Below are 24,745 nucleotides of genomic sequence, written 5' to 3' on the forward strand. Positions count from 1 at the left end.
TGCCAGGTCTATGGTCATCGCGGGCAAGCCCGGCTCCCAGAGGGTCGGCATTTCAGTTCAGAGGGAGGTTGAAACAGTGCCAAATGGGAGGTTTCAGCCTACTTTGTAGGATCCTGCCACATCTTGCCGTTTGGTGATCATGAAAGCGGCACGTATGATGCATCCCAAACTCCCGCAGATTAGAAGCCTATGTCCCTGATAGTTCTACTGCTTCTGCCTTTTATCGGCAGCTGTCTGGCGGCCTTGCTGCCGCATAACGCACGTAACACCGAATCCCTGTTGGCCGGCCTTGTGGCGCTGGTCGGTACTATTCAAGTCGCCCTGCTCTACCCCCAGATCGCCCACGGTGGCGTGATCCGCGAAGAATTCATGTGGTTGCCCAGCCTGGGGCTGAACTTCGTGTTGCGCATGGATGGGTTTGCCTGGCTGTTCTCGATGCTGGTGCTGGGCATCGGCACGCTGGTGTCGCTGTATGCGCGCTACTACATGTCGCCGGACGACCCAGTGCCGCGTTTCTTTGCGTTTTTCCTGGCGTTCATGGGCGCCATGCTGGGTTTGGTGATCTCCGGCAACCTGATCCAGATCGTATTCTTCTGGGAACTGACCAGCCTGTTCTCGTTCCTGCTGATCGGCTATTGGCACCACCGTGCCGATGCGCGACGCGGGGCGTATATGGCGCTGATGGTCACCGGCGCCGGCGGGCTGTGCCTGTTGGCGGGGGTCATGCTGCTGGGGCATATCGTCGGCAGCTATGATCTGGACCAGGTGCTGGCGGCGGGCGATCAGATTCGCGCGCATTCGCTGTACCCGGTCATGCTCGCCCTGGTGCTGATCGGCGCCTTGAGCAAAAGCGCGCAGTTCCCCTTCCATTTCTGGCTGCCCCACGCCATGGCGGCGCCAACGCCGGTTTCGGCCTACCTGCACTCGGCGACGATGGTGAAGGCCGGCGTGTTCCTGCTGGCCCGCCTGTGGCCATCGCTGTCCGGCAGCGAAGAATGGTTCTGGATCGTCGGCGGTGCCGGCGCCCTCACGCTCCTCCTCGGCGCTTACTGCGCCATGTTTCAAAACGATCTCAAGGGCCTGCTGGCCTATTCCACCATCAGCCATCTCGGGCTGATCACCCTGCTGCTGGGCCTTAACAGCCCGCTGGCCGCTGTTGCCGCGGTATTCCATATTCTCAACCACGCCACCTTCAAGGCTTCGCTGTTCATGGCCGCGGGCATCATCGACCACGAAAGCGGCACGCGGGATATCCGCAAGCTCAGCGGGCTGGTGCGCCTGATCCCGTTTACCGCGACCCTGGCGATGGTCGCCAGCGCGTCCATGGCCGGGGTGCCGTTGCTCAATGGCTTCCTGTCCAAAGAGATGTTCTTTGCCGAAACCGTGTTTATCTCGTCGACTCAGTGGGTGGAAATCGCCCTGCCGCTGATCGCGACCATTGCCGGTACATTCAGCGTGGCCTATGCCCTGCGTTTTACCGTGGATGTGTTCTTCGGCCCGCCCGCCACCGACTTGCCACACACGCCCCACGAGCCGCCGCGCTGGATGCGTGCACCGGTCGAGTTGTTGGTGTTCACCTGCCTGCTGGTGGGGATTTTCCCGGCCCAGATGGTCGGCTCGATCCTCGCCGCTGCCGCCCTGCCGGTGGTGGGCGGTACGTTGCCGGAATATAGCCTGGCGATCTGGCACGGCTGGAACGCGCCGATGATCATGAGCCTGGTGGCGATGACCGGCGGCGTGGTGCTGTACCTGATGCTGCGCAAACAACTCAAGCGTGGCCGCTTCGAATACCCGCCGCTGATCGGCTACTTCAACGGCAAGCGCGGTTTCGAGCGCTGCCTGGTGGTGATGATGCGCGGTGTGCGCCGGATCGAGAAACGCATCAGCACCAAGCGCCTGCAAACCCAGTTGTTCCTGTTGGTGCTACTGGCAGTGATCGGCGCGATGATCCCGATGTTCAACAGTGGCCTCAGCTGGGGCGACCGCCCGAAAATCCCGGGGTCCATCGTCTTCGTCACCCTGTGGTTGCTGGCGATTGCCTGCGCCCTCGGCGCCGCCTGGCAAGCCAAGTACCACCGGCTGGCGGCCCTGACCATGGTCAGCGTGTGCGGCCTGATGACCTGCGTCACCTTCGTGTGGTTCTCGGCGCCGGACCTGGCCCTCACCCAATTGGTGGTGGAAGTAGTCACTACCGTGTTGATCCTGCTTGGCCTGCGCTGGCTGCCACGGCGTATCGAGGAGGTTTGGCCATTGCCCAATACCCTGCGCAAGGCGCGTATTCGCCGGGTACGCGACTTGTTGCTGTCCACCGCGGTGGGCGGCGGCATGGCGCTGTTGTCCTACGCGATGCTGACCCGCCAGACGCCCAACGATATTTCCTCGTTCTACTTAAGCCGTGCCCTGCCCGAAGGCGGCGGCAGCAATGTGGTGAACGTGATGCTGGTGGACTTCCGTGGCTTCGACACCCTGGGCGAAATCACCGTACTGGGCGCCGTGGCCTTGACCGTGTACGCCTTGCTGCGCCGCTTCCGCCCATCCAAGGAAAGCATGGAGTTGCCGCCCCAACAGCGCCAACTGGCGCCGGACGTGGCGACCGACCTGGTCAACCCGCGCCAGGCCAGCGACACCGCCCTGGGCTTTATGATGGTGCCGGCGGTGCTGGTGCGCCTGCTGCTGCCGATTGCGCTGGTGGTGTCGTTCTACCTGTTCATGCGTGGCCACAACCAACCGGGTGGTGGTTTCGTCGCCGGGCTGGTGATGTCGGTGGCGTTTATCCTGCAATACATGGTTGCCGGCACCCAGTGGGTCGAGGCGCAGATGAGCCTGCGGCCGATGCGTTGGATGGGCTTCGGCCTGCTGTCGGCCACCTTGACCGGGCTGGGTGCGCTGTTCGCCGGGTACCCGTTCCTCACTACGCATACCTGGCATTTCAGCCTGCCGTTACTGGGCGATATTCATATCGCCAGTGCGCTGTTCTTTGACGTCGGCGTGTACGCCATGGTCGTGGGCTCGACCCTGTTGATGCTCACCGCCCTCGGCCACCAGTCGGTGCGCGCGCATAAACCGAGCAACCAGCCCAAAGTGGTTGCTGCAACCGAAGGAGCCGCCTGATGGAAGAAGTCATCGCAATAGCCATTGGGGTCCTGGCGGCCTCCGGCGTCTGGTTGATCCTGCGGCCACGGACGTTCCAGGTGGTCATGGGTTTGTGCCTGCTGTCCTACGGCGTCAACTTGTTCATCTTCAGCATGGGCAGCCTGTTTATCGGCAAGGAGCCGATCATCAAGGACGGCGTGCCCCAAGACCTGCTCAACTACACCGACCCACTGCCCCAGGCCCTGGTGCTCACGGCCATTGTGATCAGCTTCGCCATGACCGCGTTGTTCCTGGTGGTGCTGCTGGCCTCCCGGGGCCTCACCGGCACTGACCATGTAGACGGCCGGGAGCCCAAGGAATGACGTGGATGAATCAACTGATCGTCGCGCCGATCCTGCTGCCGCTGCTCACCGCCGGGCTGATGCTGATGCTGGGCGAGAAACGCCGCCCGCTCAAAGCCCAGATCAATCTGTGCTCCAGCATCGTCGGCCTGGGCGTGGCCATCCTGCTCTTGTACTGGACGCAACAAGGCGGCCCCGGCTCCATTGGCGTGTACCTGCCGGGCAACTGGCAGGTGCCGTTCGGCATCGTGTTGGTGGTGGACCAACTGTCGGCGATGATGCTGGTGCTGACCGGAGTTATCGGCGTCAGCGCGCTGCTGTTCGCCATGGCCCGCTGGGACCGTGCGGGCACCAGCTTCCATGCCCTGTTCCAGATCCAACTGATGGGGCTGTATGGCGCCTTCCTCACCGCCGACCTGTTCAACCTGTTCGTGTTCTTCGAAGTGCTGCTGGCCGCCTCATACGGCCTGATGCTGCACGGTTCCGGCCGCGCGCGGGTATCGTCGGGGCTGCATTACATTGCGATCAACCTGCTGGCGTCGTCGCTGTTCCTGATTGGCGCGGCGATGATCTACGGCGTCACCGGCACGCTGAACTTTGCCGACCTGGCGTTGAAGATCCCGCTGGTGCCGGAGGCGGATCGCGGCCTGTTGCATGCCGGTGCGGCGATCCTGGCTACGGCGTTCCTGGCCAAGGCCGGCATGTGGCCGCTGAACTTCTGGCTGGCGCCCGCCTATTCCTCGGCCAGCGCGCCGGTGGCGGCAATGTTCGCGATCATGACCAAGGTCGGCGTGTACACCGTGCTGCGCCTGTGGACCCTGCTGTTCTCCGGCCAGGCCGGCGCCTCGGCGCTGTTTGGCGGGGATTGGCTGGTGTATGGCGGCATGGCGACCATCATTTGCGCGGCACTGGCGATGGTGGCGGCGCAGCGCCTGGAGCGCATGGCCAGCCTGAGTATCCTGGTGTCGGCCGGGATCCTGCTGTCAGCGGTAGGGTTTGCCCAGCCGAGCCTGACCGCGGGGGCGCTGTTCTATCTGGTCAGTTCCACCCTGGCACTGAGTGCATTGTTTTTGCTGGCGGAGTTGATCGAGCGTTCGCGTTCGGCCAACGACCTGCCGCTGGATGAGGAGATTGATGCGCTGCCCAAAGCCATGGAATCGCTGCATCCGCGCCCGGGCGTGAACCTGGACGATGAGCAAAAAGCAGTGATCGGCCAGGTCATCCCTTGGACCATGGCCTTCCTGGGCCTGAGCTTTATCGCGTGCGCGCTGCTGATTATCGGCATGCCGCCGCTGTCCGGGTTTATCGGCAAGCTCAGCCTGTTGAGTGCGCTGATCAACCCACTGGGCCTGGGCAACGCCGTGGACGAGTCCATCCGCCCGGCGGCCTGGGGCCTGGTGGCGCTGCTGATTCTCTCTGGCCTGGCCTCGCTCATCGCTTTCGCCCGCCTCGGCATCCAGCGCTTCTGGACCCCGGAAGAACGCCCATCACCGCTGCTGCGCCGCTACGAGTGTGTGCCGATCTTCCTGCTGCTGGGGTTGAGCATCGCGCTGACCTTCAAGGCCGAGGCGCTGATGCGCTACACCCAGGCCACCGCCCAAAGCCTGAACAACCCGGAACACTACGTGATGGCAGTGCTCGCGACCCGGCCAGTGCCCAGCCCTGAAGCCAAGGCCGCCGCCCTGGAGGTGCAGCCATGAAACGTCTGTTCCCGGCTCCCTGGCTGTCGTTGGCGTTGTGGGTATTGTGGCTGGTGCTGAACTTGTCGATCAGCCCCGGCAACCTGCTGCTGGGCGCACTGTTGGGCTTTCTTGCGCCGCTGATGATGGCGCCGCTGCGCCCGCTGCCGATCCGCATCCGTCGCCCTGGGGTGATCATCCGCCTGTTTTTCCGGGTCGGCCTTGACGTAATCATCTCCAACCTGCACGTCGCCTGGGGCGTACTCACTTGCGGCTCACGCCCACCGCGCTCGCGCTTTATCAAGATCCCCCTGGACCTGCGCGACGCCAACGGCCTGGCGGTGCTGGCGATGATCACCAGCGTGACCCCCGGCACCGTCTGGTCGGAACTGGCCCTGGACCGCAGCATCCTGCTGCTGCACGTTTTCGACCTGGATGACGAAGCCTCGTTTATCCAGCAATTCAAGCACGCCTACGAACGGCCCCTGATGGAGATCTTCGAATGAGCGCCCTGCTCGCCAATGCGATCCTGTTCAGCCTGTTCCTGTTCTCCCTGGCCATGGTGCTGACCCTGGTGCGCCTGTTCAAAGGCCCCTCGGCCCAGGACCGGGTACTGGCGCTGGACTACCTGTACATCCTGGCGATGCTGATGATGCTGACCCTGGGTATTCGCTATGCCAGCGACACTTACTTTGAAGCAGCGCTATTGATCGCGCTGTTCGGCTTCGTCGGCTCGTTCGCCCTGGCCAAATTCCTGCTGCGTGGGGAGGTGATTGAATGATGCCGTTATGGGTTGAGATTATCGTGGCGGCGTTGCTGTTGCTCAGCAGCCTGTTTGCCTTGATTGGCGCGATTGGCTTGCTGCGGATGAAAGAATTTTTCCAACGCATGCACCCGCCGGCACTGGCCTCGACGCTGGGGGCGTGGAGCGTGGCGTTGGCGTCGATCATTTATTTTTCAACGCTCAAATCCGGGCCGGTGTTGCACGGCTGGTTGATTCCGATTTTGCTCGCGATCACCGTGCCGGTCACCACACTGCTGCTGGCGCGAACGGCGCTGTTCCGCAAACGCATGGCCGGTGATGACGTCCCCGCCGAAGTCAGCAGCCGCCGCTGATGTTTTTGTAGGAGCGCAGATCGTTCCCACGCTCTGCGTGGTAACGCCGCCCAGGACGCTCCGCGTCCGCCCCACTCGGGCGAGCGGGCGACGCGGAGCGTCTCGGTATGCATTCCCACGCAGAGCGTGGGAACGAGAGTGCAAAAAAACGCCCCGAACCAGTCGGGGCGTTTTTTTATTCAGCGTGCAGCTTTCAACGATCAGTCAGCCAACCGCCACGTCGTCCCACCCTTGCCGTCTTCCAACACCACACCCATCGCGGTCAGTTGGTCGCGGATACGGTCGGATTCCGCCCAGTCTTTATTGGTGCGAGCCGCCAGACGCGCCTGGATCAGTGCATCTACCTCAGCGGCATCCACACGCCCTTCGGCACCCGCTTGCAGGAAGTCATCGGCTTCCATCTGCAACACGCCCAGCACGCTGGCCAGTTCTTTCAGGCGCGCCGCCAGGCCCGCCGCTGCGTCGATATCGGTCTCGCGCAAGCGGTTGATCTCGCGCACCATCTCAAACAGCACGGCGCAGGCTTCCGGGGTGCCGAAGTCGTCGTTCATCACTTCGGTGAAACGTGCCACGAAGGCTTCGCCGCCTGCAGGTGCCACCGCGGGCAGGCCTTTCAACGCGTGATAGAAACGCTCCAAAGCGCCCTTGGCGTCCTTGAGGTTGTCTTCGGAGTAGTTGATGGCGCTGCGGTAGTGGCTCGACACCAGCAGGTAACGCACCACTTCCGGGTGGTACTTTTCCAGCACGTCGCGGATGGTGAAGAAGTTGTTCAAGGACTTGGACATCTTCTCGCCATTGATGCGGATCATGCCGCAGTGCATCCAGGCATTGGCGTAGGTCTTGCCGGTGGCGGCTTCGCTCTGGGCGATTTCGTTTTCGTGGTGCGGGAACTCAAGGTCGCTGCCGCCGCCATGAATGTCGAAGGTCTCGCCCAGGCAGCAGGTGGACATCACCGAGCATTCGATGTGCCAGCCCGGACGCCCGGCGCCCCACGGCGACTCCCAGCTCGGCTCGCCCGGCTTGGTACCTTTCCACAGTACGAAGTCGAGCGGGTCCTGCTTGGCTTCGTCGACTTCGATCCGCGCGCCGATGCGCAGGTCTTCGATCTTCTTGCGCGACAGCTTGCCGTAGCCCATGAACTTGGCGACGCGGTAGTACACGTCGCCGTTGCCTGGGGCGTAGGCGTAGCCCTTGTCGATCAAGGTCTGGATCATCGCGTGCATGCCAGGGATGTGGTCCGTGGCACGCGGTTCCATGTCCGGCTTGAGGATGTTGAGGCGCGCCTCGTCCTCGTGCATGGCGGCGATCATGCGCTCGGTCAGCGCATCGAACGACTCGCCGTTTTCGTTGGCACGGTTGATGATCTTGTCGTCGATGTCGGTGATGTTGCGCACGTACGTCAAGTCATAGCCACTGAAACGCAACCAGCGGGTCACCAGGTCGAAGGCAACCATGCTGCGGCCGTGGCCGATGTGGCAGTAGTCGTACACGGTCATGCCGCACACGTACATGCGCACCTTGTTGCCATCCAGCGGCTTGAAGACTTCTTTGGTCTTGCTGAGCGTGTTGTAGATCGTTAGCACGATGTTTCCCTTAAATCACTGGCCCCACGAATCTCGCAAGGTCACGGTACGGTTGAATACCGGAGTGCCTGGTTTCGAGTCCTTGATATCTGCGCAGAAGTAGCCTTCGCGCTCGAACTGGAAACGGTCTTCCGGCTGTGCGTCGCCAAGCGATGGCTCGGCACGACAACCAGTGAGTACTTGCAGGGAGTCAGGGTTGATGTTGTCGAGGAAACTCGCGCTGTCTTCCGCCTTCTCAGGGTTCGGCGAGCGGAACAGACGATCGTACAGGCGCACTTCGCACTCGATGCTGGCAGCGGCCGGTACCCAGTGGACCACACCCTTGACCTTGCGGCCTTCAGGGTTCTTGCCCAGGGTGTCCGGATCGTACGAGCAACGCAGTTCAACGATGTTGCCATCGGCGTCCTTGATCGCTTCGTCCGCACGGATCACGTAGCTGCCGCGCAGGCGCACTTCGCCATTCGGCTCCAGGCGCTTGTAGCCCTTGGGCGGCTCTTCCATGAAGTCGTCACGGTCGATGTAGATTTCGCGGGCGAATGGCAATTTGCGCACGCCCAGCTCTTCTTTCTGCGGGTGGCGCGGCAGTTCGAGGTTCTCGACCTGGCCTTCCGGGTAGTTGGTGATCACGACTTTCAACGGACGCAGCACGCACATGGCGCGCGGTGCATTGGCATCCAGGTCCTGACGGATGCTGAATTCGAGCATGCCGAAATCGACCACGCCGTCGGAGCGGTTGGTGCCGACCATGTCGCAGAAGTTGCGGATCGACGCCGGGGTGTAGCCACGGCGACGGAAGCCCGACAGGGTGGACATGCGCGGGTCGTCCCAGCCATGCACGTGTTTTTCATCCACCAGTTGCTTGAGCTTGCGCTTGCTGGTGATGGTGTAGTTCAGGTTCAGGCGGCTGAACTCGTACTGACGCGGGTGCGCCGGAACCGGCAGACTGTCCAGGAACCATTCGTACAGCGGGCGATGGCTTTCGAACTCCAGGGTGCAGATGGAGTGGGTGATGCCTTCGATGGCGTCCGACTGACCGTGGGTGAAGTCGTAGTTCGGGTAGATGCACCACTTGTCACCGGTCTGGTGGTGATGGGCATGGCGGATGCGGTACATGATCGGGTCACGCAGGTTCATGTTCGGCGAGGCCATGTCGATCTTGGCGCGCAGCACGCGGGCGCCGTCCGGGAATTCGCCGGCGCGCATACGGTTGAACCAGTCCAGGTTCTCTTCTACCGAACGGTCGCGGAACGGGCTGTTCTTACCCGGCTCGGTCAGCGTGCCACGGTATTCCTTGGCCTGCTCCGGGGTCAGGTCGTCCACATAAGCCTTGCCGGCCTTGATCAGCTCGACGGCCCAGTCGAACAACTGGTCGAAATACTTGGAGGCATAGCGCACTTCACCGGACCATTCGAAGCCCAGCCACTTGATGTCGCTTTCGATGGCGTCGATGTATTCCTGGTCTTCCTTGGCCGGGTTGGTGTCGTCGAAACGCAGGTGCGTGACGCCACCGAACTCCTGGGCCAGGCCGAAGTTCACACAGATCGACTTGGCGTGGCCGATGTGCAGGTAGCCGTTGGGCTCTGGCGGGAAACGGGTGACAATCTGCGTGTGCTTGCCCGAATCCAGGTCCGCCTGGATGATCGGGCGCAGGAAATTGACCGGGACGGCAGGTCCGGCCTTGGTATTCGAGGTAGGGTCGACAGTGGGCTTGCTCATAGGATCCTTGAACAGACAGGTGCATGGCCAGGTGGGGCCAGATAAAACAAAGGGCTCATAATAGCCGAAGCAGTCAAGACACATACAGAGCGCGGCCAATTAATTGCCCGGGCGGTAAAAAACCACCTCGAAATTCCCGCAGGGCACGCTAAACTGCGCGCCTTGGCCGTCGTTTAGCCAGACAGGTAAGGTGCCCAGGCGCCCACACCCACGAATTCCCTGAAAAGAGTAGTGAACATGACTCAAGTCAAACTGACCACCAACCACGGTGACATCGTCATCGAGCTGAACGCCGAGAAAGCGCCGATCACCGTCGCCAACTTCATTGAATACGTGAAAGCCGGCCACTACGAAAACACCGTTTTCCACCGTGTCATCGGCAACTTCATGATCCAGGGCGGCGGTTTCGAGCCTGGCATGAAAGAGAAGAAAGACAAGCGTCCAAGCATCCAGAACGAAGCGGACAACGGCCTTTCCAACGACAAGTACACCGTCGCCATGGCCCGTACCATGGAGCCGCATTCGGCCTCCGCGCAGTTCTTCATCAACGTCGCCGACAACGCCTTCCTGAACCACAGCGGCAAGAACGTGCAGGGTTGGGGCTACGCAGTGTTCGGTAAAGTCACCCAAGGCACTGACGTTGTCGACAAGATCAAAGGCGTATCCACCACCTCCAAGGCCGGTCACCAGGACGTTCCAGCCGAAGACGTGATCGTCGAGAAAGCCGAGATCATCGAAGCGTGATATTGCTGATTTCAGACTTGCATCTGGAAGAGGAACGCCCGGACATTACCCGGGCGTTTCTGGATCTGCTCCACGGCCGCGCCCGTGGTGCCCAGGCGTTGTACATTCTGGGGGACTTCTTTGAAGCCTGGATTGGCGACGATGGCATGACCCCCTTCCAGCGCTCCATCTGCGAGGCTTTGCGTGAGCTGAGCGACAGCGGCACCCCGATTTTCATCATGCACGGCAACCGCGATTTCCTGATCGGCAAGGCGTTCTGCAAAGCGGCAGGCGCTACCTTGCTCAAAGACCCGACGGTCGTGCAGTTGTATGGCGAGCCTGTGCTGTTGATGCACGGCGACAGCCTCTGCACCCGCGACCTCGGCTATATGAAGCTGCGGCGCATCCTGCGTAACCCGATTGTGCTGTTTATCCTGCGCCACCTGCCCTTGGGCACCCGCCACAAGCTAGCGCGCAAATTGCGCAGTGAGAGCAGCGCCCAGGTGCGCATGAAGGCCAACGACATTGTCGATGTCACCCCTGAAGAAGTGCCACGGGTGATGCAGCAGTTCGGCGTGCGCACCCTGGTCCACGGCCATACCCACCGCCCCGCCATCCATAAGTTGCAGATCGGCGACCAGGCGGCCAAGCGCATTGTGCTGGGGGACTGGGACAAGCAAGGCTGGGCGTTGCAGGTGGATGAGCAAGGCTTTCAGCTGGCGGCGTTTGATTTCGTCAACCCGCAGCTCGCGCTGCCTGGCGCCTGAATCTCTGCCACAACACCGATCAACCTGTGGGAGCTGGCTTGCCTGCGATAGCATCACCTCGGTGCATCTGATACACCGAGGTGTCTGCATCGCAGGCAAGCCAGCTCCCACACAAGCCAGCTCCCACAGGAACCGCGCTGACCTTATGATCAGTGCCCCGAAGCCGCCGGTCCGGCCTTTGCGGTAAACGGCGGCTTGGCCAGCCACACCAGCAACATCAAGCCCATGAACATCCACCCTAGCAACGTGAAGTAATCCACGGTGGACATCATGTACGCCTGGCTGGTGAGAATCTGGTCCAGTTGGGTATAGGCCTTCTGCCCTGCCCCACCCAGCGCCTGCAACGCATCGCGGGTGGTCGAGTCGTAGACGGTCATGTTCTCGCTCATGTAGGCATGGTGCTGGTCGGCCCGGCGGATCCAGATCCAGGTGGTCAGCGATGCCGCAAAGCTGCCGCCCAAGGTACGCAGGAAGGTCGCAAGCCCCGCGCCGTCGGCAATCTGGTGCGGCGGCAGGTCGGACATCAGGATGCTCAAGGTCGGCATGAAGAACAGCGCCACGCCGATGCCCATGAACAGCTGCACCATGGCGATGTGGGTAAAGTCCACTTCGTTGGTGAAACCGGCGCGCATGAAGCAACTCAAGCCAATCGCCAGGAACGCCAGGCCCGCCAGCAGGCGCAGGTCGAACTTGTGCGCGTACTTGCCCACGAACGGCGACATCAGCACCGGCAAAATGCCGATCGGCGCCACCGCCAGCCCGGCCCAGGTGGCGGTGTAGCCCATCTGGGTTTGCAGCCACTGGGGCAGGATCAGGTTGATGCCGAAAAAGCCCGCATAACCGAGGATCAACACGATGGTGCCGATCCGGAAGTTACGGTGTGCGAACAGCCGCAGGTTGACCACCGGGTGCTTGTCGGTCATCTCCCAGATCACGAACACCGCCAGGGCAATCACCGAAATGGCCGCACCGATGATGATGAAGTTGGACTCGAACCAGTCCAGGTCATTGCCCTTGTCGAGGATGATCTGCAAGGCCCCCACCCCAACAATCAGACTCAACAACCCGACGTAATCCATCGGCTGATAGCTGGTGACCACCGGGCGTTTCTTCAACTGCGAGCGCACCACCATCACCGCGAAGATACCGATGGGCACGTTGATGAAAAAGATCCACGGCCAACTGTAGCTGTCGGTGATCCAGCCGCCGAGGATGGGCCCGGCAATCGGCGCGACCACCGTGACCATCGCCAATAACGCCAGAGCCATGCCGCGCTTGGCCGGTGGATAGACCGCAATCAACAAGGTCTGGGTCATCGGATACAACGGCCCGGCGACCAAGCCTTGCAGCACCCGAAAGCCGATCAGCTCGGGCATCGAGGTGGAGATGCCGCACAGGAACGACGCCAGCACAAACAGCAGGGTCGCCCACAAAAACAGCTTCACCTCGCCAAAGCGCCGGCTCAACCAACCGGTGAGCGGCAAGGCGATGGCGTTGCTCACCGCAAACGAGGTGATCACCCAGGTGCCCTGCTCCGAACTCACCCCCAGGTTGCCGGAGATGGTCGGCAACGCCACGTTGGCGATGGTGGTGTCGAGCACCTGCATAAAGGTCGCCAGCGACAGGCCAATAGTGGCCATCAACAGGCTGGGTGGCGTGAACGAGGCGTTATTGCTCATCAGCGTTGCGCAGCCTTGGGAGCGGCGACGCTGTTGTCATGGATCAACTGGTTGATCATGGCATCGGCTTCGGCCAATTGGCGGTCATACACGTTGGTGGTGAACGAGGCTTTTTGCGGCGCCTGTTGCGCCAGCACCGGGCCGCTCTGGTCGTGCAGGTCTACATTCACCACGGTGCTCAAGCCCACGCGCAGCGGATGCTTGGCCAGCTCTTCAGCATTGATGTGGATGCGCACCGGTACCCGCTGCACGATCTTGATCCAGTTGCCGGTGGCGTTCTGTGCAGGCAACAAGGCGAACGCGCTGCCGGTGCCGGCGCCGAGGCTGTCGACGGTGCCGCTGTACTTGACGTCGCTGCCGTAGATGTCCGACTCGATATCCACCGGCTGGCCGATGCGCATATCCCGCAGTTGGGTTTCCTTGAAGTTGGCGTCGATCCACAGCTGGTCCAGCGGGATCACCGCCATCAGCGCCGTGCCCGGCTGGACGCGCTGGCCCAGTTGCACGGTGCGCTTGGCCACATAGCCGGTGACCGGCGCGATCAAGGTGCTGCGGGCATTGGTCAGGTACGCCTGGCGCAGTTGCGCGGCGGCCGCTTGCACATCGGGATGGGACGAAATCACCGTGTCATCCACCAGGGCATTGGTGGTTTTGAGTTGTTGCTCAAGGTTGGTCAAGGCGTTCTTGGCGGCGGTCAGGCTGTCGCGAGCGTGGGAGAGTTCTTCCTGGGAAATCGCGCCGCCCTGGGCCAGGGTCTTACGGCGGTTGTAGTTGTCCTGGGCGGTTTGCACATCGGCTTTCTGCGCATTGACTTGGGCTTTCATGCCATCGACGTTGCTGTACAAACCGCGCACTTGGCGTACGGTGCGGGCCAGATTGGCCTGGGCACTCTGCAGGCCGACGGCGGCGTCGTTGGGGTCGAAGTTGATCAGCACCTGGCCTTCATGCACCAGGTCACCATCGTCGGCGCCGATGCTGACCACGGTGCCGGTGACCAGCGGGGTGATTTCCACCACGTTGCCGTTCACATAGGCGTCATCGGTGCTTTCATTGAAGCGCCCGTAGAACTCATACCAGGCCCACACGCCCACCACACTGAGGATAACGATCAGCGCCAGGCCAATGAGCATCACTTTGCGTTTGCGCGGGTTGGTGTCTTTGGGTTGTTCGGTTGCGTTGTTGCTGTCGGCAGTGGCCATGACAAATACCTCAAATTATTCCGTGCGTGTTGCGGGGGTGGTCGCGGCCACGCTGTTGGCGTGATACCCGCCACCCAGGGCCTGCATCAGTTGAATCGACAGGTCGATCTGCGCCGCATTCAGGGTGGCCAACTGACGCTGGGCCTGTAGCAATTGCTGTTCGATGCTGAGCACATCCAGGTAGTTACCGATGCCTGAGCTGTAGCGTTGCACCCCGGTGTCGTAGGACTGCTGGGCGATGTCAGCGGCATGTTGCTGGGCCTGGATCTGCCGCCCGGTGTCGCGCAGTTGGGACAGGCTGCTGCCGATATCACCCAAGGCTTGCACCAGGGTTTTGTTGTACTGGGCCACGGCCAGGTCGTAGTCGGCGTCGCGGGCATCGAGGTCGGCGCGCAGGCGGCCGCCGTCAAAAATCGGCAGCGAAATCGTCGGTGCGATATTGAAGAAGCGGCTGGCCGAACCGAACATCGCATCGCCCAGCAACGACTCGGCACCGGCGCTCGCGCTCAGGTTGAGGTTGGGGTAGAAGCGGGTCTTGCTGGCATCGATGTTCTTGCTCGCGGCCTCTACGCGCCAGCGTGCGGCGACCAGGTCCGGACGACGGCCGAGCAGCTCGGCAGGCAACACCGCCGGCACGGCCACGGCGCTGGGTTTGAGCACCGCTGGGCGCGCCAACTCGTCACCGCGGTCCGGGCCTTTGCCGAGCAACACAGCCAACGCGATCTTGGCGCTTTGCAGTTGTTTTTCCGCATCAATCAGTTGCGACTGAGAACTGGCTTCCAGGCTCTCGGTCTGCTGGAACTGGTACTCGCTGTCGATACCGGAACTCAGGCGGCGCTTGCTCAGGTCGAGCATCTGGCGGGTACGCTTGAGGTCATCGACGGCCAGGTCACGCACGATATGCGCCTGGCCCAGGTCGCTGTAGGCCTTGGCCACGTTCGCGGCCAGTGTCAGGCGCGCGGCCTGCTGGTCGACTTCGGCAGCACGGGCCTCGCCCAACGCCGCTTCCCAGGCGGCGCGCTGGCCGCCCCAGAGGTCGAAGTTGTAATTGAAGCTGGCGCCGATGTTACGCACCGTCGAATAGGCATCGCCCTGCCCGCGTGGGTCCTGGTCCTTGGCCAGGCGCGAACGGCTCACGCCAGCGCTGGCATCCACGGTCGGCATACGCGCGGCGTTGGCGGCATAGGCGGCGGCTTCGGCCTGATGCGCACGGGCGTCGGCGACTTGCATGTCGGGGCTGTTTTGCAGGGCTTCCTGGATCAGGCCGTCAAGCTGAGGGTCGCCCAGGCTTTTCCACCAGTCAGCGGCCGGCCAGGCGGCGCTCGACAGCGTCACCCCGCTCAGGGACTTGCCGGTGTGCAGGGTGTTGGCGTCGAGGCGCTGGCCCTGGGTGTCGAGGCCGCTGTAATTGGCGCAACCGGCCAACGTCATCGCCGCCAGCACCAGGCTGAATGCGCGTGTGTTCATGATCTACCTACCCGCTGGATCGTGATGGGGTCACCCGCAGCGATCAGCATTTTCTTCAGGATCCGCTCCAGGGTTTCCAGCTCGCCCGGCTCAAGCACGCCGGCCAACTGGTTGAGCGCCTTGGCGCCAATGTGCGGCAGCATGTCCGCCAGGCGCTGGCCCTCGGCGGTCAGCACCAACTGCACCTGGCGCCGGTCCAGCTCGGAACGCTTGCGGCTGAGCAGGTCTTTTTGCTCCAGCCGGTCGAGCATCCGCGTCATCGAACCGCTATCGAGGGACAGGTTGCGGCACAGCTCGGCCGGGGTATCGACGCCGAACTGGGCCATGATGATCAACACCTTGAACTGCGCGGCGGTAATGCCGTGGGGTTCCATATGGGTGTCGATGATGCGGTCCTTGAGGATCGCGGCGCGGCCCAGCAACAGGCCGAGGTGGCAGTTGTGGAAGTTGTCAGGGGTGAAGTGAGGCATCGAAAGTCACCTTATTACTGCCTAGGCAGTGAATGTGTGACGAGATGTTACTGCTTAGGCAGCGAATGTCAAATGGAATAATTAGGTTGCTTGGTAGTTGGTCGAAGGCTGGAGTGAAATGAAAACCAAAATGTGGGAGGGTGCTTGCCCCCGATAACAGTATGTCAGTCAACTTGTTTGTAGCTGACCCACCGCTATCGGGGGCAAGCCCCCGCCCACATTTTTACCGGATACCGGTCAGAAATCGCGCTTGTAGAAGATATCCAGAGAGCTGGCGACACCCGTCGCCACTTCCAGGTACACCTTCTTGCTCAGCAAATAGCGCAAGGCAATGGTATTGGCCGGCTCGAACACCCCTACCCCATAACGCAGGCTGAGCTTCTCGTTGATCTTGCCGCTGGCCACCACCGCCGTACTGTTGCCAGTGCCTTGGGTGTCCAGATCAAAGTCCTGAATCCCCAGCTTGTTGGCAATGTCCGAGGTCACCCCCGCGCTGCCCATCAAGCCCAGGCCCAAGGCGGCTTCGGCGAGCATGTTGTTGTCTTCGCCGGTGTTGGTGCGCGAACGGCCCAGCACCAGGTATGACAACGCATCTTCTTGGGCCATGGCCGGCTCGGAAAAGATCTGCGTGGTGGGTTGTTCGGCGCTGCCGCTCAGGCGAATCCCAGCGGTCACGGTGCGCGACGATTCGACCACCACGCGCACAGCTTCGATATCCAGGAACGGTTGGTCCAGCGGCCCGGCAAACAACAGGCGTGCACGGCGCACGTTGAGGCGTTGGCCGTAGGCGCGGTAGCGGCCGTCGTTGAGCCACAGCTCGCCGCGGGTGTCCATGTTGTCGCCGATATGCACATGGCCCTGGACCTTGGCGGTGAGGCCGAAGCCGGCGAAGTTGAGCTGGTCTTCGCCTACCTCCACGTCGATATCCATGGCCATGGCCATCGGCGCTTTGCCCTCTTCGGTCTGGCTGCCGATGATCACGGTGTCGTCGGACACCTTGACCGTCGAAGGCGGCAGTTCGCGCACGGTGATATCGCCACGGGGGATGTGGACTTTGCCGGCAATCGCCAGTTTGTCGTTCTTTAGGCTGATCTTCAGGTCGGGTGCTACCTCCAGCTTGGCGTAGGGTTCCACGGTGACCGGCAGTTGCGAGCCTTTGAGGCTAAGGTCGACCACCAGGGCGCGGCCCCAGTCGATCTGGCCCTTGAGGCTGCCCTGCCCGGCTTTGCCGCTGTGCCAGCCGCCGTTGAGCTGCACGCTTTCGCCGGCGATTTGCGCCTGCAGGTTCAGGCCCTCGAGGCTGATGGGCAGTTCCGGCCCGGAGACTTCGCCGTCCACAAGGTTCAGGTTGCCGTTGACCAGGGGCGCGAGCAAGCCGCCGGAGATACGGCCATTGCCGTTGAGTTTGCCGTTGAGCGTTTCCACCATCGGCACAAAGGGCCGCGCGACGGCGAGGTCCAGGCCGGTGAGGCTGAACGTGCCAGTGATCGGCTTGTTGTTCGGCAACGGGTTGATCTGCGCCTGCAACAACAGCTCGCCGAGCTTGCCGCCACGGAAATTCAGCTGGGTGTCGATGCGCTTGGGGTTGAGAGTGGTTTCCAGTTTCAGGGTGTCGTAGGGGAAATCCAGCCACTGGCCCTTGTCGCGCACGCGCAGGGTGCCGCCACTGGCGTCCACCGCGACCACACCTTTTGGGCCGCTCTGGGGCAGGTCCAGTTGCACATCGGCGTTGAGCCTGCCCTGCCAGGCGAAGTCTTTGGGCAAGAACCCCGCGAGGCTGTCGAGGGGGAATTGCTTGAGGTGGTAACGCAACTTCGGCTCGGGCATCAGGCGCTGGTCTTCGCCACACAGGCTGGCGCCGCCGGAGACCCAGCAGTGCGCGCCAAAGGTCAGCTTGCCATCGGCCAGCCGCTCGATTTTTGCCGGGGCTTGCAGCCGCCAGTCCTGGCCACCGGCTTGCACGTCGCCGCTGGCCAGGCGCCCGCGCCAGTTGTCTTTGTCGAGGTTGCCATCCAATGCCAGGGCCAGCTTGACCAGCGGGCCAGTCAGGGCCAGTTGGACCTTCTGGCTCTTGATATCGCCCTGGGCGCTGGCGGTGAGGTTGCCAACTTGCGTCTCGCCGCTTTGAATGCCGCTGGCCTTGAGATCGAGCTTGGCGCGTTGGGCGCTATCGAGGTTGGCGTCCAGGTTGAGGCTTTGCAGGCGGTTGTCGGCAAAGGCCAGTTGCTGGCCCTTGAGGTCGAGCTTGCCTTGAGGGGCTTTCAAGGTGCCGGCCACCTCGACACGCCCGTTGACTTGCCCGCGCAGTTGCGGCCACAGCTGGGCCAGGCGCGCCAGCTTGATGTCGATCTGCCCGGCCAGGCGTTGTTGCAGGCTGCCGCTGCCGTTGATGCGGTTGTCGCCCAGGCGGATGTCCAGGTTGGCGAGGGTCCATTGTTCGCCGGCGCCTTCGGCCTTGGCGGCGAGCACGGCGGTTTGCCCGCGCAGGCGGCCCTTGAGGTCCAGGTCTGCGTTGAGCTTGAGCTGTTCGTTCTTGAACTCGCCTTTGCTGCGCAGCGGCCCGGCCAGGGTGCCGGGCAACTCTGCGACCCAGTAGGCGGGGTTCAGCGCCGACAGATCCAGGGCGGTGTCCCAGGCAATGCCGTCGGCAAATTGCAGGTTCAGGTGGCCTTCGGCCTTGCCTTGGCCGGCACTCAGTTTCAGCTCAGGCAGGAAGACCTGCTTGAGGTCGCCACTGAAGGGGGTGACCACATTGAACTTGCCCGCCGGGCCGTCGAGGTCAGCCTTGAGATTGCCCAGGTAGTTGCCGTCTTTATAGGAGATTTCACCGTTGAAGGTGCGCAAGGTCACTTGCGGTTCGTCGATGACCGGATAGAGGCGGTGCCAGGGAAAATCCAGCCAGTCGATCTTGGCGTCCGCGCTGAAGCCTTGCTGCCAGTCCAGGTTGGCACTGAGCTTGAGGCTTTGCTTGTCGCCGGCCGTCAGGTCCAGACCGGCGACCTGCGCGCCCTTGGCGTCAACCTTGCCCTTGAGCAGTAAATCCACCGGGCCTTTTTCGGCCGGTAGCACGGCTTTACCCAGCAATTGGTAACCATTGCTCAGGTCACCTTTGGCGCTCAGGTCCAGTTGGTTGAGTTGCAGGGTATCGGGCAGGTCTGCGCTGGGTTTGAACGATTCGGAGGTGATGTGCACCTGCGCCGGCAGGTTTTCCACCAGGGGTTGCAGCTCGCCAGTGAGCTTGGCGGGCAGGTAGCCGCTGCTGTCGGCGTCGAGCTTGAGGGTCTTGAGCAGGTCGCCATCGATCTTGAGCGCAACGCTCCAGGGAACACCGCCTGGGGCGTAGGGCAGGCTGAGGTTGCCGGTGGCGTTCAGCGGCCAGTCGCCGGTGGGTTGCAGCAGGCCGGCGAGGTCCAGCACCAGGTCGTCGCGTTGTAAATGTACCGAGTCGATCTGCATACCGGCGCCAGTCCAATGCGCCGCCAGTTGCAGGCCCTTGAGTTCTTCGCTGCCGTTGAACAGCAGGCGACCGATGCGCACATCGCCCAACTGGATTGCAACCGGCAGCTTGAGCTCAGGCAACTGGATCGGCCCGCTGCTGCTTTCGTCGGTACTGGGCGCAAATTCCAGGCTGACCTGCTCCACATCCAATTGGTCGATGCAAAGGGTCATGCGAAGCAGGCAGCCGGGCGACCAGTCAAACTTTGGCGCATTCAACTCGACGCGGCTGCCATCCTGCTGCCACAGCAGATGGTCGGCGCTCCACTGCCCGCCCAGGCGGCCATGAAAATTCTCCACGCTCAAGCCCGGCACCTGGCCCAGCACCCAGCGGCTGCCCGCCTGAGTGCCGAGCACCGTCCATAGCGTCAACAGCAACAGCACGAGGATGGCGACCAGCGCCAGCCCCGCTATTTTCAAACCACGCATCACAGCTCAGGCCCCATGGAAAAGTGCAAGCGAACGCCGCCCGGATCTTCGAGGGCATGGGCCAGGTCGAGGCGAATCGGCCCCACCGGGGAGACCCAGCGCACGCCGACGCCCACGCCGGTTTTCAGGCTCGGCAGGTCGAGGTTGTTGAACGAGTTGCCTTGGTCGATAAAAGTCGCGATACGCCATTTGTCGGTGATGGAGTATTGATACTCGGCACTCAGGGCCACCATGTAGCGACCACCGATGCGATCGCCGCGATCGTTCTCTGGCGACAGGGTCTGGTACTCGTAACCGCGCACGCTCTGGTCACCACCGGCAAAGAAGCGCAACGACGGCGGCACGGATTTGTAGCCGTTGGTGGCACTGCCGCCAAATTGCGCACGGCCCAGGAAGCGGTGGTTGTCCCACAAGGTGGTCAGGCCTTTGACGGTGGCCGTGCCGTAAAGCAGGTTGGTGTCAGACCCCAGCCCCTCTTTGGCGACCTTGGTGTCGAACATCAGGCGGTAACCATGGTGCGGGTCGATGCGGTTGTCACTGCGCAGGTAGGAATAACTCACGCCCGGCATCAGCAGGTTACTCAGGCCCGAGTCATTGCCCAGGCGGTATTCCTCGCGTTGGTACTTGAGGGAGATCACACGCGTCCAGCCACTGGGCAACTTGCTGTGCCATTCGGGGCCGATGGTGAGCAGCTTGCTCAAGGTGTCGGTGTTGGCGATCTCTTCGTTCTGATAGCCGCCGGCAAAGCGCAGTTTGTCGGTGAGCGGCGGGTCGAGCGGGATGTCGTACCACAGCCCGACGTTCTGCCGCGGCGCCGACAGTTCGGCTTCCCAGCCATAACTGTGGCCCTGGGGGTTGACCCAATGGCGCGTCCAGTTGGCTTTGCCCCGTGGGCCGACGTCGGTGGAGTAACCCAGGCCCAGGCCCATGGTGCGCGGCTTGCGGGTGTCCAGTTGCACCGCCACCGGGATCACGTCATCGGTGGCGGCGGTGGGGCTGGCGTCGACGCGCACGCCTTCAAAGAAGCCGCTGGCTTGCAGGTTCTGATTGAGTTCGGCGACCAGTTCGGAGTCATAGGGCGTGCCGGGTTTGAACGGCACCATGCGCTGCAACAGCTCTTCATCAAAGGGCGTGTCGCCCGTAAAGCTGACCTTGCCCATGCTGTAGCGCGGGCCGCTGTCGTAAATGAGTTCGATGTCGGCCACGCCCGCTTGAGGGTCTACGGCAAGTTTCTGGCTGGTGAAGCGCCCGCTGAAAAAACCGTAGCGCGAGGCCTGGTTCTGGATCAGGCGCTTGGCGTCTTCGTAATGGCCGTGGTTGAGCACGGCGCCGGATTTGAGGTCGTCGCTGGCGGGCACGCGAAAGGCCTTGAGGCTCGCAGCCGGGCCATCGACCCGCAGAGTCACGTTGCGCAAATGCACCGGTTCGCCGGGGTCGATGGTGAGGGTCAGGCGCGGGTTCTTGCCGCCCTTCACCTCGCTGGCAATCTGTGGCTGATAGTAGCCCAAGGCCTGCGCGGCTTTGCGCGCCTGCTCCTCGGCGCCACGGCTGAACCGCAGCAAGGCTTCTTCATCACGATCGCCCACACCGCCGATATAGCCTTCGATGTTGGCTTTCAGCGCGTCGTTTGAGGGTTTGATCCGCACGTCCAGTTCGCTTTGCGCCAATGCGCCGCAGCTTGTGAACAGCAGAATCAAGCCGCTGGTAAATCTTCCTGGAAACTTCATAGGCGCGGATGCTACACGAGCGAGGGAGGAACTTTGAACCAGGATTAGTCTGAATAATTCTGTTCTAAGCCGTTGCAGGATGTAACGCCTGGGGATTGGGATGGTAAAACACATGCTCGCGCACCGGCCCTACGGCGACTTCGCCGATTTCCTCATAGCCCTGGCGCTTGTAGAAATCCAGGTAACGGGAGTTGCCGGTGTCGAGCACCACGCCGGATGAATGCGGGTCGTCGGCACACCAATTGTGTACCGCTTCCAGCAACTGCTCACCATGGTGCTTGCCCTGAAACTGCGGGTGAATGCCCAGCAGCGGCAGCACATGCACAGACTCGTTGGGCAGGCACGCCATGACGGCATGATGGTATTCCAGGTAACGCCGCGTACCGCGCACGCCTGTGCTCAGCCACATGCGGATCTGCCAGGCCCAGCTTTCGGTGATGCCCAGGCGCCGTTGCGGCGGTGCAATCAGGGCGATGCCGATCAGCCGGTCGTTGACGAACAGGCCGATGGCCGGAAGTTTCTGGAAGAAATGCTGCTTGACCAGTTCGCGCACGGTGGCACGTACTCGCTGCTCATAGCCCGGCCGCTCGGCTTCGAAGATGTAGGCGAAGGTCGGCTCATGGCGATACGCCTGGTACAGCAGGGATCGCGCTTCACGGGAGTAGCCGCTATTGAGCAGGCGGATTTCGGCAGTGGCCGTCGAAGTGTCTGGCATAACAATCAATCTCCCTGGGCGCCACTCAAACATGGCGTTCTTATGGGTACGAACCTGCACAGCTCCAGTCGTTCCCACCTTAGCAGCGCATTCACCCTACCGCCACGCTGGCCCCCGTCCGACTTGTCGGCTAGCATCGCCCTTTTGCCAGACTGGACTGCCGACCATGAAAATCGTCTCCTTCAATATCAACGGGCTGCGTGCTCGCCCTCATCAGTTGGCGGCGCTGATTGAAAAGCATCAACCGGACGTGATCGGTTTGCAGGAAACCAAGGTCCACGATGATCAGTTCCCGTTGGCCGAAGTGCAGGCCCTGGGTTATCACGTGTACTACCACGGGCAGAAAGGCCACTACGGCGTGGCCCTGCTCTCGCGCAAAGAAGCGTTGAGCGTGCACAAAGGCTTTGCCAGCGATGAAGAAGACGCCCAGCGTCGGTTTATCTGGGGCACCTTCGCCGATGAAAACGGCCACCCAGTGACCATCATGAACGGCTACTTCCCCCAGGGCGAAAGCCGCGACCACCCAACCAAGTTCCCGGCCAAACAGCGCTTCTATGCAGACTTGCAGCACTTGCTGGAAACCCAGTTCAGCAATGACCAGGCACTGGTGGTGATGGGCGACGTGAACATTTCCCCAGAGGACTGCGACATCGGCATTGGCGCCGACAACGCCAAGCGCTGGCTGAAAACCGGCAAGTGCAGCTTCCTGCCGGAAGAACGCGAGTGGATGGCACGCTTGAAGAACTGGGGCCTGGTCGACAGCTTCCGCCACCTCAACCCGGACGTGACCGACCGTTTCAGTTGGTTCGATTACCGCAGCCGTGGCTTTGAGGACGAGCCCAAGCGCGGGCTGCGCATCGACGTGATCTTGGCGTCCACCGGGTTGGTGCCACGGGTCAAGGACGCCGGGGTGGATTATGATTTGCGTGGGCTGGAGAAACCGTCGGACCATGCGCCGATCTGGTTGGAACTGAGCTGACAGTTGGCTTGGTGAAGATCTGAATGTGGGAGCGGGCTTGCCCGCGAAGGCGGTGTGTCAGTCACCGCACCTGCTGCTGCACTAACGCTTTCGCAGGCAAGCCAGCTCCCACAGTTGATTTGTGTTGTGTCGGTCATATGACTGCAATCCAACTGACTTAATCTCCCGGCACTCCCTCGGTTTGAGAAGGTGCCGGCATGATGCTGCGCGTTCTGTTCCTGTGTTTTGCAATCGCACTCCCCGCCGTGGCGGCCCCTCTGTCCATTCCCGACCAAGGCCCGGCCCTGCGCATCCAGGGCTCCAACACCATCGGCGCGGCACTCGGCCCGGCGCTGGTCAAAGGCTTGATGGAGTATCAGGGCTTGCAGGATGTGCGTGCTGAACCGGGTGCCGGGGTGAATGAGCAGCGCGTGGTCGGCAAGACACGCCAAGGCCAGACGGTCACGATCGAGGTGGCGGCCCACGGTTCCAGCACCGGCTTTGCGGCGCTGAAAAACAACCGCGCCGACCTCGCCGCAGCGTCCCGCCCGATCAAAGACAGCGAGCTGGTGGACCTCGATCCCCTGGGGGACTTGAAAAGCCCAGGCGCCGAGCATGTGATCGCCATTGATGGCCTGGCAATCATCGTCAACCCGCGCAACCCGCTCAGTACCCTGAACACCGAACAATTGGCGCAGATCTTCAACGGCGAGGTCAGCACCTGGGAGGCGCTGGGAGGTACAGGCGGGCCCATTCATTTATATGCCCGGGATGATCAATCCGGCACCTTCGACACCTTCCGCGAACTGGTGCTGAGCCGACGCGGCCAACCGCTTGCACCCTCGGCCAAGCGCTTTGAATCCAGCGAACAGCTGTCCGATGCGGTGAGCCAGGACCCCCAGGGCATCGGTTTTATCGGCCTGCCCTCTGTGCGCCAGGCCAAGGCGGTGGCGATTGTCGACGGCGACTCGCAACCGATGTTGCCGCTGACCAGCCTGATCGCCACCGAGGATTACCCGCTGTCACGTCGGCTGTTCTTCTACTTGCCGCCCTCTTCCCGCAACCCATGGGCCAAGGCGTTGGTGGAGTTTTCCCAAGGCAGCAAGGGCCAGGCGATTGTGGCTGCCAATGGCTTCATCGCCCAGCAGGTGCAAGCGATCGGTGTCGCGCCGCGCCCGTCGATGCCCGACGACTACCAGGCCATCGCCCGAGACGCTCAGCGCCTGACGGTGAATTTTCGCTTCGACGAGGGCAGCGCCAGCCTCGACAATAAGGCGCGCCAGGATGTGCAGCGGGTGGTCGCCTATATCAGAAGCCACGGCAAGCTGAATAAACAGGTGACGCTGGTGGGGTTTGGCGACACCAAGAATGATCCGCAACGTGCGGCATTGTTGTCGAAGTTGCGGGCGATGGCAGTACGCCGGGAGCTGGTCAAGAGCGGCGTGGTGCTCAAGGATATTCGCGGGTTTGGCGCACAGATGCCGGTGGCGGCCAATACTGCGGATGAGGGGCGGATCAAAAATCGGCGGGTGGAGGTTTGGGTGTACTGAGGATCGTTCCCACGCTCCGCGTGGGAATGCCGCTCTGG

Annotated in this window: 19 protein-coding genes; 10 read left to right on the forward strand and 9 right to left on the reverse strand. The window is 62.2% G+C overall.

Annotated features, from left to right (window positions below):
• Positions 1 to 189: 189 nt before the first annotated feature.
• The 6 genes from AC4PS6_RS23215 to AC4PS6_RS23240 are packed head-to-tail and all read left to right on the forward strand — an operon-like array spanning position 190 to position 6,229.
• Positions 190 to 3,111: a monovalent cation/H+ antiporter subunit A gene (locus AC4PS6_RS23215; protein ID WP_336826973.1), complete on the forward strand. Its 2,922-nt coding sequence runs from the start codon at positions 190 to 192 to the stop codon at positions 3,109 to 3,111.
• A complete protein-coding gene (locus AC4PS6_RS23220) occupies positions 3,111 to 3,455 on the forward strand; it encodes a Na+/H+ antiporter subunit C (protein WP_003192163.1) in 345 nt (114 codons plus the stop codon). Before AC4PS6_RS23215 ends, AC4PS6_RS23220 begins: the two co-directional genes overlap by 1 nt.
• Positions 3,452 to 5,134, forward strand: a complete 1,683-nt coding sequence (locus tag AC4PS6_RS23225; RefSeq protein ID WP_014718933.1) for a monovalent cation/H+ antiporter subunit D — start codon at positions 3,452 to 3,454, stop codon at positions 5,132 to 5,134. The genes AC4PS6_RS23220 and AC4PS6_RS23225 overlap by 4 nt, the downstream gene beginning before the upstream one ends.
• The gene (locus tag AC4PS6_RS23230) at positions 5,131 to 5,619 is read left to right on the forward strand and encodes a Na+/H+ antiporter subunit E (RefSeq protein WP_014718934.1); all 489 of its coding nucleotides are present in this window, start codon (positions 5,131 to 5,133) and stop codon (positions 5,617 to 5,619) included. The genes AC4PS6_RS23225 and AC4PS6_RS23230 overlap by 4 nt, the downstream gene beginning before the upstream one ends.
• On the forward strand, positions 5,616 to 5,894 hold the full coding sequence (locus tag AC4PS6_RS23235; protein WP_003192168.1) for a K+/H+ antiporter subunit F: 279 nt from the start codon (positions 5,616 to 5,618) through the stop codon (positions 5,892 to 5,894). The genes AC4PS6_RS23230 and AC4PS6_RS23235 overlap by 4 nt, the downstream gene beginning before the upstream one ends.
• Entirely contained in the window at positions 5,891 to 6,229 is a 339-nt protein-coding gene (locus AC4PS6_RS23240; RefSeq protein ID WP_014718935.1) for a Na+/H+ antiporter subunit G, read from the forward strand. The genes AC4PS6_RS23235 and AC4PS6_RS23240 overlap by 4 nt, the downstream gene beginning before the upstream one ends.
• Before the next feature lie 200 nt (positions 6,230 to 6,429).
• On the opposite strand, the gene cysS is transcribed toward AC4PS6_RS23240, so the two are convergent.
• Positions 6,430 to 7,812, reverse strand: coding sequence for a cysteine--tRNA ligase (gene cysS, locus AC4PS6_RS23245; RefSeq protein WP_032902823.1), 1,383 nt, complete (start codon positions 7,810 to 7,812; stop codon positions 6,430 to 6,432).
• 15 nt (positions 7,813 to 7,827) lie between these two features.
• Positions 7,828 to 9,528, reverse strand: a complete 1,701-nt coding sequence (locus AC4PS6_RS23250) for a glutamine--tRNA ligase/YqeY domain fusion protein (RefSeq protein ID WP_014718939.1) — start codon at positions 9,526 to 9,528, stop codon at positions 7,828 to 7,830.
• A gap of 237 nt (positions 9,529 to 9,765) precedes the next feature.
• Between AC4PS6_RS23250 and AC4PS6_RS23255 the strand changes: the two genes are divergently transcribed.
• Positions 9,766 to 10,272 carry a peptidylprolyl isomerase gene (locus AC4PS6_RS23255; protein ID WP_014718940.1) on the forward strand — a complete coding sequence of 169 codons (507 nt, stop codon included), beginning with the start codon at positions 9,766 to 9,768 and terminating at the stop codon, positions 10,270 to 10,272.
• Positions 10,269 to 11,018, forward strand: coding sequence for a UDP-2,3-diacylglucosamine diphosphatase (gene lpxH / locus AC4PS6_RS23260; RefSeq protein ID WP_003192177.1), 750 nt, complete (start codon positions 10,269 to 10,271; stop codon positions 11,016 to 11,018). Before AC4PS6_RS23255 ends, lpxH begins: the two co-directional genes overlap by 4 nt.
• Before the next feature lie 149 nt (positions 11,019 to 11,167).
• On the opposite strand, the gene AC4PS6_RS23265 is transcribed toward lpxH, so the two are convergent.
• The 7 genes from AC4PS6_RS23265 to AC4PS6_RS23295 all read right to left on the reverse strand — a co-directional run bounded on the left by AC4PS6_RS23265 (position 11,168) and on the right by AC4PS6_RS23295 (position 22,199).
• Positions 11,168 to 12,697, reverse strand: coding sequence for a DHA2 family efflux MFS transporter permease subunit (locus tag AC4PS6_RS23265; RefSeq protein ID WP_020302329.1), 1,530 nt, complete (start codon positions 12,695 to 12,697; stop codon positions 11,168 to 11,170).
• The gene (locus AC4PS6_RS23270) at positions 12,697 to 13,896 is read right to left on the reverse strand and encodes an HlyD family secretion protein (RefSeq protein WP_034127907.1); all 1,200 of its coding nucleotides are present in this window, start codon (positions 13,894 to 13,896) and stop codon (positions 12,697 to 12,699) included. The genes AC4PS6_RS23265 and AC4PS6_RS23270 overlap by 1 nt, the downstream gene beginning before the upstream one ends.
• Before the next feature lie 15 nt (positions 13,897 to 13,911).
• The gene (locus AC4PS6_RS23275; RefSeq protein ID WP_166406078.1) at positions 13,912 to 15,363 is read right to left on the reverse strand and encodes an efflux transporter outer membrane subunit; all 1,452 of its coding nucleotides are present in this window, start codon (positions 15,361 to 15,363) and stop codon (positions 13,912 to 13,914) included.
• The gene (locus AC4PS6_RS23280) at positions 15,360 to 15,833 is read right to left on the reverse strand and encodes a MarR family winged helix-turn-helix transcriptional regulator (RefSeq protein WP_014718945.1); all 474 of its coding nucleotides are present in this window, start codon (positions 15,831 to 15,833) and stop codon (positions 15,360 to 15,362) included. The genes AC4PS6_RS23275 and AC4PS6_RS23280 overlap by 4 nt, the downstream gene beginning before the upstream one ends.
• Before the next feature lie 237 nt (positions 15,834 to 16,070).
• A complete protein-coding gene (locus tag AC4PS6_RS23285; RefSeq protein ID WP_336826974.1) occupies positions 16,071 to 19,757 on the reverse strand; it encodes a translocation/assembly module TamB domain-containing protein in 3,687 nt (1,228 codons plus the stop codon).
• A complete protein-coding gene (locus AC4PS6_RS23290) occupies positions 19,757 to 21,484 on the reverse strand; it encodes an autotransporter assembly complex protein TamA (protein WP_014718947.1) in 1,728 nt (575 codons plus the stop codon). Before AC4PS6_RS23290 ends, AC4PS6_RS23285 begins: the two co-directional genes overlap by 1 nt.
• Positions 21,485 to 21,548: 64 nt before the next feature.
• Positions 21,549 to 22,199: a GNAT family N-acetyltransferase gene (locus AC4PS6_RS23295; RefSeq protein WP_014718948.1), complete on the reverse strand. Its 651-nt coding sequence runs from the start codon at positions 22,197 to 22,199 to the stop codon at positions 21,549 to 21,551.
• 166 nt (positions 22,200 to 22,365) lie between these two features.
• On the opposite strand from AC4PS6_RS23295, the gene xthA reads away from it, so the two are divergent.
• Both xthA and AC4PS6_RS23305 read left to right on the forward strand, forming a co-directional pair.
• A complete protein-coding gene (gene xthA / locus AC4PS6_RS23300; RefSeq protein WP_014718949.1) occupies positions 22,366 to 23,178 on the forward strand; it encodes an exodeoxyribonuclease III in 813 nt (270 codons plus the stop codon).
• A 197-nt stretch (positions 23,179 to 23,375) separates the two neighbouring features.
• Positions 23,376 to 24,707, forward strand: a complete 1,332-nt coding sequence (locus tag AC4PS6_RS23305; protein ID WP_336826975.1) for a substrate-binding domain-containing protein — start codon at positions 23,376 to 23,378, stop codon at positions 24,705 to 24,707.
• Positions 24,708 to 24,745: the final 38 nt, after the last annotated feature.

It is taken from the genome of Pseudomonas sp. DW-iso17 (genome assembly GCF_058725345.1).